The sequence below is a fragment of the Streptomyces sp. NPDC021356 genome, from assembly GCF_040641015.1.
In the GTDB taxonomy this organism is placed as follows: Bacteria; Actinomycetota; Actinomycetes; order Streptomycetales; family Streptomycetaceae; genus Streptomyces.
In genome coordinates this window covers 221,778-231,841 of sequence record NZ_JBFACU010000015.1, presented here as the reverse complement: position 1 = coordinate 231,841, position 10,064 = coordinate 221,778, and the positions used below count along the sequence as shown (strand labels likewise).

Genomic DNA, 10,064 nt, shown 5'->3' with positions numbered 1-10,064 from the left:
TGTCCGTCGTGCGGGCGCGCCCAGGTGGATGTCTACAAGCTGGCCGAGGAGGTCACGGCGGGTCTGACCGGTATGGAGGTCCCGCTGCGGGTGGCCGTGATGGGTTGTGTGGTCAATGGTCCCGGTGAGGCGCGTGAGGCTGATCTGGGTGTGGCGTCCGGCAACGGCAAGGGGCAGATCTTCGTCAAGGGCGAGGTGATCAAGACGGTGCCCGAGTCGAAGATCGTGGAGACCCTGATCGAAGAGGCGACGAAGCTCGCCGAGCAGATGGAGCAGGACGGCGTCGCGGACGCCCCCACCGCCACGGGAACACCGACGGTGACGGTGAGTTGAAGTACGGCACGGACCGAGAGGGGGCCCAGCGTGACCATTCTGGAGAGCATCCGGGGACCACGCGACCTGAAGGCGCTGTCCGAGGCGGAACTCGGCGAACTGTCCGACGAGATACGTGACTTCCTGGTGCACGCGGTGGCCAGGACCGGTGGTCACCTCGGGCCCAACCTGGGGGTGGTGGAACTCACCGTCGCCCTGCACCGGGTCTTCGAGTCACCGGCCGACCGGATCCTGTGGGACACCGGCCACCAGAGCTACGTGCACAAGATGCTGACCGGACGTCAGGACTTCTCCAAGCTGCGCGGCAAGGGCGGCCTGTCCGGCTACCCCTCCCGCGAGGAGTCCGAGCACGACGTCATCGAGAACAGCCACGCCTCCACCGCCCTGGGCTGGGCCGACGGGCTCGCCAAGGCGCGCGAGGTGCGAGGGGAGAAGGGGCACGTCGTCGCCGTCATCGGTGACGGCGCGCTGACCGGCGGCATGGCCTGGGAGGCGCTGAACAACATCGCCGCCGCCCGCGACCGGCCGCTCATCATCGTCGTCAACGACAACGAGCGCTCCTACGCGCCCACCATCGGCGGCCTCGCCAACCACCTGGCCGCCCTGCGCACCACCGACGGCTACGAGAAGGTCCTGGCCTGGGGCAAGGACGTGCTCCGGCGCACCCCCGTCGTCGGCGGCACCCTGTACGAGTCGCTGCACGGCGCGAAGAAGGGCTTCAAGGACGCCTTCGCGCCGCAGGGCATGTTCGAGGACCTGGGACTGAAGTACCTGGGCCCGATCGACGGACACGACATGCGCGCCCTGGAGTCGGCGCTGCGCCGCGCCAAACGCTTCCACGGGCCGGTCCTCGTCCACTGCCTCACCGAGAAGGGCCGCGGTTACGAACCCGCCCTCGCCGACGAGGCGGACCACTTCCACACCGTCGGCGCGATGGATCCGCTCACCTGCGCGCCCCTCGCCCCGTCCGGCGGCCCGTCCTGGACCTCCGTGTTCGGCGACGAGATCGTACGGATCGGTGAGGAGCGCGACGACGTCGTGGCGATCACGGCGGCCATGCTGCACCCGGTGGGTCTCGGCAAGTTCGCCGAGCGGTTCCCCGACCGGGTGTGGGACGTCGGCATCGCCGAACAGCACGCCGCCGTCTCCGCGGCCGGCCTCGCCACCGGCGGTCTGCACCCGGTCGTCGCCGTCTACGCCACCTTCCTCAACCGCGCCTTCGACCAGTTGCTCATGGACGTGGCGCTGCACCGCTGCGGCGTCACCTTCGTCCTGGACCGGGCCGGCGTCACCGGAGTCGACGGCGCCTCCCACAACGGCATGTGGGACATGTCCGTCCTCCAGGTCGTCCCCGGTCTGAGGATCGCCGCGCCCCGCGACGCCGACCAGTTGCGCGCCCAGTTGCGCGAGGCCGTCGCCGTGGACGACGCGCCGACGCTGGTGCGCTTCCCGAAGGAGTCGGTCGGCCCCCGGATCCCGGCCGTCGACCGGGTGGGCGGCATGGACGTGCTGCACCGCGCGGAGCGGCCCGAGGTGCTGCTGGTCGCCGTCGGCGTGATGGCCCCGGTGTGCCTGCGGGCCGCCGAGCTGCTGCGAGCGCGCGGCATCGGCTGCACGGTCGTCGACCCCCGCTGGGTCAAGCCCGTCGACCCGGCGCTGCCCGCACTGGCCGCCGGGCACCGGCTGGTGGCCGTGGTCGAGGACAACAGCCGCGCCGCGGGCGTCGGTTCCGCGGTGGCCCTGGCCCTGGGCGACGCCGACGTGGACGTACCGGTACGGCGGTTCGGCATCCCGGAGCAGTTCCTCGCGCACGCCAAGCGCGGGGAGGTGCTGGCCGACATCGGTCTCACCCCCGTCGAGGTCGCCGGACGGATCAGCGCGAGCCTCGCCGCCAAGGAGCAGGCCGGGTCCGTTCCGGCGCAGGCGGGGACCGTCCCGGCACAGGAGCCCGCCGGGAGCGGCACGGCAGTCAAGGAGAAAACTGAATGACCACGGAGTTCGACCTCGGCGCCCTCCTGGCCGAGCGCGGCGCCGAGCGCTACGAGCTGCACAGCAAGCACCTGAACCACCAGCTGCCGCGCATGCTGCACACCATCGGTTTCGACAAGGTCTACGAACGGGCCGAGGGCGCGCACTTCTGGGACGCCGACGGCAACGACTACCTGGACATGCTCGCCGGGTTCGGGGTGATGGGCCTGGGCCGGCACCACCCCGTCGTCCGCAAGGCCCTGCACGACGTGCTGGACGCCCGGCTCGCCGACCTCACCCGCTTCGACTGCCAGCCGCTGCCCGGTCTGCTGGCGGAGCGGCTGCTCACGCACAGCCCGCACCTGGACCGGGTCTTCTTCGGCAACAGCGGCACCGAGGCGGTGGAGACCGCGCTCAAGTTCGCCCGGCGCGCCACCGGGAAACCGCGGATCCTGCACTGCGAGCACGCCTTCCACGGCCTGACCACCGGCTCGCTGTCCGTGAACGGCGAGGAGGGCTTCCGCGACGGCTTCGCCCCGCTGCTGCCCGACACCGCGATCCCGCTCGGTGACCTCGACGCGCTCGCCCGCGAGCTGAAGCAGGGCGACGTGGCCGCCCTGATCGTCGAACCCATCCAGGGCAAGGGCGTGCACGAGACACCGCCCGGCTACCTGCGGGCCGCGCAGGAGCTGCTGCACCGGCACAAGGCGCTGCTCATCGCCGACGAGGTGCAGACCGGCCTCGGCCGCACCGGCGACTTCTACGCCTATCAGCACGAGGTCGGCGTGGAGCCGGACCTGGTGTGCGTGGCCAAGGCCCTCTCCGGCGGCTACGTCCCGGTGAGCGCGACCCTCGGCAAGGACTGGATCTTCAAGAAGGTCTACTCCTCGATCGACCGGGTGCTGGTGCACTCGGCGAGCTTCGGCTCCAACGCGCAGGCCATGGCGGCGGGCCTCGCCGTCCTCTCCGTCATGGAGAACGAGCAGATCGTGGCGGGCGCGCGGGCCACCGGCGATCTGCTCAGGTCCCGCCTGGCGGCGCTGACCGACAAGTACGAGCTGCTCGCCGACGTGCGCGGCCGGGGCCTGATGATCGGCATCGAGTTCGGCAGGCCCAAGTCGCTGAAGCTGCGCGGCCGGTGGACCATGCTGCAGGCGGCCCGCAAGGGCTTGTTCGCGCAGATGGTGGTCGTCCCGCTGCTCCAGCGCCACCGGATCCTCACCCAGGTCTCCGGCGACCACCTGGAGGTGATCAAGCTGATCCCGCCGCTGGTCATCGGCGAGCAGGACGTCGACCGGTTCGTGGACGCCTTCACCGCGGTGATGGACGACGCGCACGGCGGCGGCCTGATGTGGGACTTCGGCAAGACACTGGTCAAGCAGGCGGTGGCCAACCGGTAGCCGGTCACGGGAGGCGGGTGCACCGCCGCGCGATTTTGCCTCTGAGGCAATAAATTTGCCCCAGGGGCAAGCCTGCGGCTGAATGGAGACATGAGCACTCCCGAGTCCGGGCCACCGGCGGGCCAGGCCGACGACCTGCCCGCCGTCGCGCCCCAGCTGCGCGCGCTCCGCCGCCGCGCCTCCCTCACCCTGGAGGCCGCGGCCCGCGCCGCCGGGCTGTCGCCCGCACACCTGTCCCGCCTGGAGACGGGGCGGCGCCAGCCCTCGCTGCCGATGCTGCTGGCACTCGCCCGCATCTACGGTACGACGGTCTCCGAACTGCTCGGGGAGAGCGTCGCCGAACGGGACGCGATCGTGCGGGCCGCCGACATGGAGCCCACGCGGGCCGGCGGCTGGACCTACCACCAGGCCGGTGCCGCCGGGCGCGGCATGCAGACCCTGCGGGTCCACGTGCCCCACGGCTCGCAGGGCGACATCGTACGGGTCCACCCCGGCGAGGAATGGCTGTACGTCCTCAAGGGGCGGCTGCGGCTGCGGCTGGGCGACAGCACGCACCTGCTCGCCCCCGGGGACAGCGCGCACTTCGACTCGCTGACCCCGCACCGCATCGCCGCCGAGGACCCGGACGGCCTGGAGCTGCTCTTCGTCCACACCCTGCTGCAGAGTCCCACGGCCGCGCTGTGCCTGGGCCCCCACACCGGAGAGATGTCATGACAGACATGGAGGAGAAGTTCCCGCGCGCCCTCTGGGTCCGGCTGCTCATCTACATCGCGGTCGGACACCTGTTCGCCGCGTTCGTCTGGCTGCTGTTCGAGGTCGGCGCCAAGTGAGGCGCGCGCCCCGACGCCGCCGGGCTCAGTCCAGCAGGCGCTCGCGCAGCCGCTGCCTGGTCCGCGGAGCGAGCCCCAGCCCCTGCTCCAGGTATGCCCCGACCCCGCCCCAGGTCTCCTCCACGGTCTCCAGGGCCGCCGTCAGGTACTCGGCGCGCGCGTCGAACAGCGGGCTGAGCAGCTCCATGACCTCGGGGGAGTAGGCGGAGGGGGAGGAGCCGCTGCGGTGCACCTTGTAGCGGCGGTGCCGGGCGTTGGACTCCAGGTAGTCCGCGACGATCGCCTCCCGCTCCACGCCCAGGGCGAGCAGCGTCACGGCGATCGACAGGCCGGCCCGGTCCTTGCCCGCGGCGCAGTGCATCAGGGCCGGGACGCTGTCCTCGGCGAGCGCGTGCAGCACCCGGGAGTGCTCGGCGGTGCGTTCCTTGACGATCGTGCGGTAGGAGGCGATCATCCGGGCGGCGCCCTGGCCGTCGTCCAGGATCGCCCGCAACTGGTCGAGGTCGCCGTCGCGGACCATCTTCCAGAACTCGGCGCCGTCCGCGGGGTCGCTCAGCGGCAGGCTCACGTTGCGCACGCCGGGCAGCTCGACGTCCGGCCCCTCCAGCTTCTTGTCGGCCGCGTTGCGGAAGTCGAAGACGGTGTGCAGGCCGAGGGAGGCGAGGAAGACGGCGTCCTCGGCGGTCGCGTGCGCGAGATGACCGCTGCGGAACAGCACCCCGTGCCGCACCCGCCGGCCGTCCACGGTCGGCAGGCCGCCCACATCGCGGAAGTTGCGCACTCCGGTCAGCTCCGGCTCGGTCGACGGGACCTGCTGCGTCACGGGGACTCCTCCCTCTCGGCCCCGCCGTCACGGCTCGGCGGCGGGCGCGATCCCGACGATACGACATGGCTGCCTGAGGCAACATCGTCGGCGGGGGCGGGGTGACGCGGGTCATGGGGACCCCTTCTTCCGCTGCCCGCGCCGCGTGTATTCCCGACTGCGAGATGATGTTGAAGTGGCCTTTCTCACCGTCCGTCAACCCCTGCCTACGGTCGCGTAGGTCACATTCGAAGGTGAATCATGGGTCGACGTGGCAGACGATTCGAAGAGTGACAGCAGATCAGTGATCGGGTCGTACGTGGCGGTGGGGGACAGCTTCACCGAAGGCGTGGGAGACCCCGGCCCCGACGGGGCGTTCGTCGGCTGGGCCGACCGGTTCGCGGTCCTGCTCGCCGACCGGCGACCCGAGGGCGACTTCCAGTACACGAACCTCGCCGTGCGCGGGAAGCTGCTCGACCAGATCGTGGCGGACCAGGTGCCGCGGGCCGCCGAGCTCGCCCCCGACCTGGTCTCCCTCTGTGCGGGCGGCAACGACATCATCCGGCCCGGGACCGACCCGGACGACGTGGCCGAGCGTTTCGAGAAGGCGGTCGCCCACCTCGCCTCCGCGGCCGGGACCGTGATGGTCACCACCGGGTTCGACACCCGCGGCGTGCCCGTGCTCAAGCACCTGCGCGGCAAGATCGCCACGTACAACGGGCATGTGCGGGCCATCGCCGACCGCTACGGCTGCCCGGTGCTCGACCTGTGGTCCCTGAAGACCGTGCAGGACCGCCGGGCCTGGGACCACGACCGGCTGCACCTGTCTCCCGAGGGGCACACCCGCGTCGCGCTGCGGGCCGGCCAGATCCTCGGCGTCGACGTCCCGGCCGACCCGGAGCAGCCCTGGCCGCCGCTGCCGCCGCGCGGCACGCTGGACATCCGCCGCGACGACGTCCACTGGGCCCGCGAGTACCTGGTCCCCTGGATCGGCCGCCGTCTGCGCGGGCAGTCCTCGGGGGACGACGTGAGGGCCAAGGGCGCGCTGTCCCCGGACGACATCAGGACCCGGATCGCTTCGGTGGCCTGAGCCGCGCGGCCACCGTGCCGTCGGACCGGTCCGCGGCGCCCCGCTCCGGGGGGACCCGGGCGGGGGGACCGGGGCGGGGGGGCCGCGGCCTTGCGGCCGGGCGCCGGAGGAGGGCGATGGTGGGGGGCGACGGGGGAGTACGGCGGGCGCAGCGGCGCTCGGGCGTGGTTCAGCGGACCGCAGTCGTCAACGCCTGCCGGTCCAGACCCAGTTCGCGGGCCAGGGCCTCGTCCACCCATTCCTGTGCCCGGGCGCGGGAGACCGTGCCGCCGTAGCAGGTCAGCTGTACGGCGAGTCCGTCCAGGAGGGCCGTGAGGCGCAGGGCCGTGCCGTCGGGGTCCGGGCAGCGGAACTCGCCCGCGGCCACCCCCTCGGCCACGACCCCGGTGAGGGCCGCCTTCCACTGCCGGTCGAGGTCCCGGGCGACCTGGCGCAGGGCCGGCTCCCGCAGCGCGGCGGCCCACCCCTCGACCCACAGCCGCCAGCCCTTCGCGTTGCCGGTGGGCGCGTACCAGCGCAGGGCGGCCCGAAGCCGACGCAGCGCACTCGTACGCCGGCCGAGCAGCGCACGCAGGCGCGCGAGGTCGTCCTCGGCCGCGTGGGCGAACGCGGCGGCCACGAGGTTCTCCTTGGTGGAGAAGTGATAGAGCACCAGCGCGTTGCTCACCCCGAGCACCGAGGCCACGTCGGCGATCCGTACCGCCGACACGCCCCGCGCCTCGATCTGCCCGATGGCGGCCCGCAGCAACTCCTCACGCCGCTCCGCCCCACTCAACCGCACTCGCGCCACGCGGTCACCCTAATGGGTCTTGCCCGGCAGGCAAGGTGCGTGCGGGGGGCAGTCGCCGGTCGCGCGCCGGGCGGCGGGTGGGACACCCGGCGGCCCCTTCATAATGGAAAACCTGACCGACCCCCTGTGGAGGTAACGTGGCCGGCTTCCGTCCCCCGAGTTCCGGGCTCCGCGCCCTGCGGCCCGAGGCCTTCGGTGTGGACCCCGGCGGTGCGCGCATGGCGCGGATCCGCCGGTCCCCCCACTTCAAGGACGGCGTCTTCCAGAATCCCGGAGGCGAGGCGCGGACGCGGCCCTCGGGCACCGCGTGGGACTTCGCCAAGCTGTACTTCGACAAGGAGCAGCGCACCCGGCGCGCCCCCCTGGGCAACATCCCCGTGCACGCCACGACCTTCGCGGACCTGGCCCGCCCCGCGGCCACCGGACTGCGGGTGACCTGGCTGGGCCACTCCAGCGTCCTCGTGGAGATCGACGGCCGGCGGGTGCTCTTCGACCCCGTGTGGGGCGAGCGCTGTTCGCCGTTCCCCTTCGCCGGCCCCCGCCGCCTGCACCCGGTGCCCCTGCCGCTGGCCGCGCTCGGCCCGGTCGACGTGGTCGTCATCTCCCACGACCACTACGACCACCTGGACATGCCCACGATCAAGGCGCTGGCCGGCACGGACACCCTCTTCGCCGTGCCGCTCGGCGTCGGGGCACACCTCGAACACTGGGGCGTTCCGGCCGACCGCCTGCGCGAACTGGACTGGCACGAGGCGACCGAGGTCGGCGGACTCACCCTGACCGCGACCCCGGCACGGCACTTCTGCGGCCGTGGCCTGCGCAACACCCAGCACACCCTGTGGGCCTCCTGGGTCGTCACGGGCGAGGAGCACCGCGTCTACCACAGCGGCGACACCGGCTACTTCGAGGGCTTCAAGGACATCGGCGCCGACCACGGCCCGTTCGACGTCACGATGATCCAGCTCGGCGCGTACTCCGAGTTCTGGACCGACATCCACATGACGCCGGCACAAGCGCTGCGGGCGCACCTCGACCTCCAGCAAGGCGGCCCGGGCGGTGTGCTGCTGCCGATCCACTGGGGCACGTTCAACCTGGCCCCGCACCCGTGGGCGGAGCCGGGGGAGTGGACCAAGGAGGCGGCCGAGGAGGCCGGGCAGGCGGTCGCGTTCCCCTGCCCGGGGGAGCCGTTCGAGCCTGCCGGGGAACTCCCCACGCGCCCTTGGTGGCGGGATGTGTCGCGGCCGGTGGAACGCACGTGGACCGTTGCCGGGAGCACGCCGGTGGCGGCCTCCCGCGACGACCTCGACCTCGTGGGCGAGGGCTGAGCGGGGACGGCCGACGCGGACCCGGCGGGGCCGGGACGCCGCTCCGACGCGGATCCGCGCGGGCCGGACGGCTCCCTCCGGCCCGGCCCCGCCGCCCCGCCTACAGGAGGACGAGCAGCCTGGTGCCGGGGACCAGCTTCCGGTTGACCGAGGTCGACTGGACGAACACGGTGTACGCCGCGTTGCTCCCGGGGGTCACCGTGACCTCCGTCTGCGGCAGCCCGAGGAGCCGGCGGGCGGCGGGTCCGGTGAACACCTTTCCGGTCGTCCGGCCGGTGGCGGGGTCCTTCTCCGCCACGGCGATCTTCTTGCCGGCCTGGATCTTCTCGCGCTTGGACAGCTCGTAGAAGGCACAGCCGGTCTTGTACGGGTGCCCGGCGCCGGTGACGAAATCACGGATCGACGTCTGCTGGTCCACCGGGATCAGCACGTACTTGCCGGCGTCGAGTGACTGAAGGCTGGACTTGACGTCGGCCGTGCTCAGGTCCTGTCCCATCGCGAAGAGGTTCCTGGTTCCGCGCACCCCCTGCTCGCGGTCGCGCAGGAACCTGGTGGCGGCCGTCTTGACGGTGCCGATCGCCTCTTCGACGCCCTGGGCCGAGTCGGCGTCCCAGATCGAGATGTTGCCCGTCGGGAAGCCGTACTGCTGGGCGGTGCGCTTGGCCAGGGAGTTCGGCACCATGATGGCCGAAGTCCAGTGGTCGGGCAGGCTGTTCAACTTGTCCGCGATCCTGTCACGCCAGGTGTCGAGGACGGCGCGGCCGTCGGGAAGGTGATCGTGGCGCGAGCCCGTCGTGTCCGCGCCCGAGGCGTTCTCCTCGCCGTCGGTGACGACGACCTGGAGGAAGCTGTGCTCGCCGTACTCCTCCCATATGTGGCCGAGGTCGTCGAGTGCCTTCACCGACGCCTGGATCAGCGCGGTCGCGCCGTTCTCCACCGTGTACAGGCCCCGCATGGACGGCAGGTGCTTCACGTCCATGTCCCACACCAGGTTCTCGACCAGGTGGTCGAAGGCGTAGAGACTGATCCGGGTCTCGTGGCCGAGCCGGTCGGACTCCTCCGCCAGCCCCTTCACGAACTCGTCCACCACCCGGATGAGCTGCTCCGAATGGCCCCTCATCGAGCCGGACTTGTCGATGACGAGAGCGACGTGGTTCACGAAGTGCTTCTTGAGGCGGTCCTTCACCGTGGCGCTCATCGCGTCGGTCCCCTTCTGTTCGTCCTCCCCCAGGGGCCGCGTCGGTGCCCTGCGGAGAAGCGGCTTCCTCCGTGGAGGCGTGCCCGTTGGTGTCTCGGCCGGTTCAAGTCGTCGGGCGTCGGCGCGCGGCGGTGGCGAACGGTCGCCACGCACGTCACGGAACGCCCTCTTCCGCCGGTGGACGTCGCCTGCCGGGCTCGCGCAACCCGGCAGGGCATCCGGTCCGTTCGGACGGTGGTCTCACCTTACGGAGCACCACTGACAACGCAGGGGGTCGCCGGAGGTCGGGCCGCCTCCCTGTCACCCTGTCGAGTGGATCTCCGCGCGG

The 10,064-nt window shown here is 72.0% G+C and carries 10 protein-coding genes; 7 read left to right on the top strand and 3 right to left on the bottom strand.

Features of this window, described 5'->3' with window-relative positions:
* From AB0G56_RS22160 to AB0G56_RS22140, 5 genes are all read left to right on the top strand, one after another.
* Positions 1–333 (top strand): flavodoxin-dependent (E)-4-hydroxy-3-methylbut-2-enyl-diphosphate synthase (locus AB0G56_RS22160; protein ID WP_360971876.1); only part of this gene is annotated, 333 nt, incomplete at its 5' end.
* 30 nt (positions 334–363) lie between these two features.
* On the top strand, positions 364–2,322 hold the full coding sequence (gene dxs, locus AB0G56_RS22155; RefSeq protein ID WP_360971874.1) for a 1-deoxy-D-xylulose-5-phosphate synthase: 1,959 nt from the start codon (positions 364–366) through the stop codon (positions 2,320–2,322).
* A complete protein-coding gene (locus AB0G56_RS22150; RefSeq protein ID WP_360971872.1) occupies positions 2,319–3,701 on the top strand; it encodes an aspartate aminotransferase family protein in 1,383 nt (460 codons plus the stop codon). The genes dxs and AB0G56_RS22150 overlap by 4 nt, the downstream gene beginning before the upstream one ends.
* Positions 3,702–3,791: 90 nt before the next feature.
* Positions 3,792–4,415, top strand: a complete 624-nt coding sequence (locus AB0G56_RS22145; protein ID WP_360971870.1) for an XRE family transcriptional regulator — start codon at positions 3,792–3,794, stop codon at positions 4,413–4,415.
* Positions 4,412–4,531 carry a DUF6126 family protein gene (locus AB0G56_RS22140; protein ID WP_360971868.1) on the top strand — a complete coding sequence of 40 codons (120 nt, stop codon included), beginning with the start codon at positions 4,412–4,414 and terminating at the stop codon, positions 4,529–4,531. Before AB0G56_RS22145 ends, AB0G56_RS22140 begins: the two co-directional genes overlap by 4 nt.
* A 25-nt stretch (positions 4,532–4,556) precedes the next feature.
* Here the strand turns inward: AB0G56_RS22140 and AB0G56_RS22135 are convergent, their stop codons facing one another.
* Positions 4,557–5,354 (bottom strand): tyrosine-protein phosphatase, encoded by a 798-nt coding sequence (locus AB0G56_RS22135; RefSeq protein WP_360971866.1) that lies wholly within the window; start codon positions 5,352–5,354, stop codon positions 4,557–4,559.
* A gap of 283 nt (positions 5,355–5,637) precedes the next feature.
* Here AB0G56_RS22135 and AB0G56_RS22130 point away from each other — a divergent pair, with 283 nt between their 5' ends.
* A complete protein-coding gene (locus tag AB0G56_RS22130; RefSeq protein ID WP_360971906.1) occupies positions 5,638–6,423 on the top strand; it encodes an SGNH/GDSL hydrolase family protein in 786 nt (261 codons plus the stop codon).
* 169 nt (positions 6,424–6,592) lie between these two features.
* On the opposite strand, the gene AB0G56_RS22125 is transcribed toward AB0G56_RS22130, so the two are convergent.
* Positions 6,593–7,213 carry a TetR family transcriptional regulator C-terminal domain-containing protein gene (locus AB0G56_RS22125; RefSeq protein WP_360971864.1) on the bottom strand — a complete coding sequence of 207 codons (621 nt, stop codon included), beginning with the start codon at positions 7,211–7,213 and terminating at the stop codon, positions 6,593–6,595.
* A gap of 137 nt (positions 7,214–7,350) precedes the next feature.
* On the opposite strand from AB0G56_RS22125, the gene AB0G56_RS22120 reads away from it, so the two are divergent.
* Positions 7,351–8,538 carry an MBL fold metallo-hydrolase gene (locus AB0G56_RS22120; protein WP_360971862.1) on the top strand — a complete coding sequence of 396 codons (1,188 nt, stop codon included), beginning with the start codon at positions 7,351–7,353 and terminating at the stop codon, positions 8,536–8,538.
* A gap of 100 nt (positions 8,539–8,638) precedes the next feature.
* Here AB0G56_RS22120 and AB0G56_RS22115 read toward each other — a convergent pair whose 3' ends face one another.
* Positions 8,639–9,736: a vWA domain-containing protein gene (locus AB0G56_RS22115; protein WP_360971860.1), complete on the bottom strand. Its 1,098-nt coding sequence runs from the start codon at positions 9,734–9,736 to the stop codon at positions 8,639–8,641.
* Between the last annotated feature and the right edge of the window lie 328 nt (positions 9,737–10,064).

What these genes read in the sequence shown, in the direction of transcription:
- AB0G56_RS22115 (WP_360971860.1), bottom strand. Translation starts at nt 9,736, where the DNA reads ATGAGCGCCACGGTGAAGGACCGCCTCAAGAAGCACTTCGTGAACCAC.
- AB0G56_RS22150 (WP_360971872.1), top strand. Translation starts at nt 2,319, where the DNA reads ATGACCACGGAGTTCGACCTCGGCGCCCTCCTGGCCGAGCGCGGCGCC.
- AB0G56_RS22140 (WP_360971868.1), top strand. Translation starts at nt 4,412, where the DNA reads ATGACAGACATGGAGGAGAAGTTCCCGCGCGCCCTCTGGGTCCGGCTG.
- AB0G56_RS22145 (WP_360971870.1), top strand. Translation starts at nt 3,792, where the DNA reads ATGAGCACTCCCGAGTCCGGGCCACCGGCGGGCCAGGCCGACGACCTG.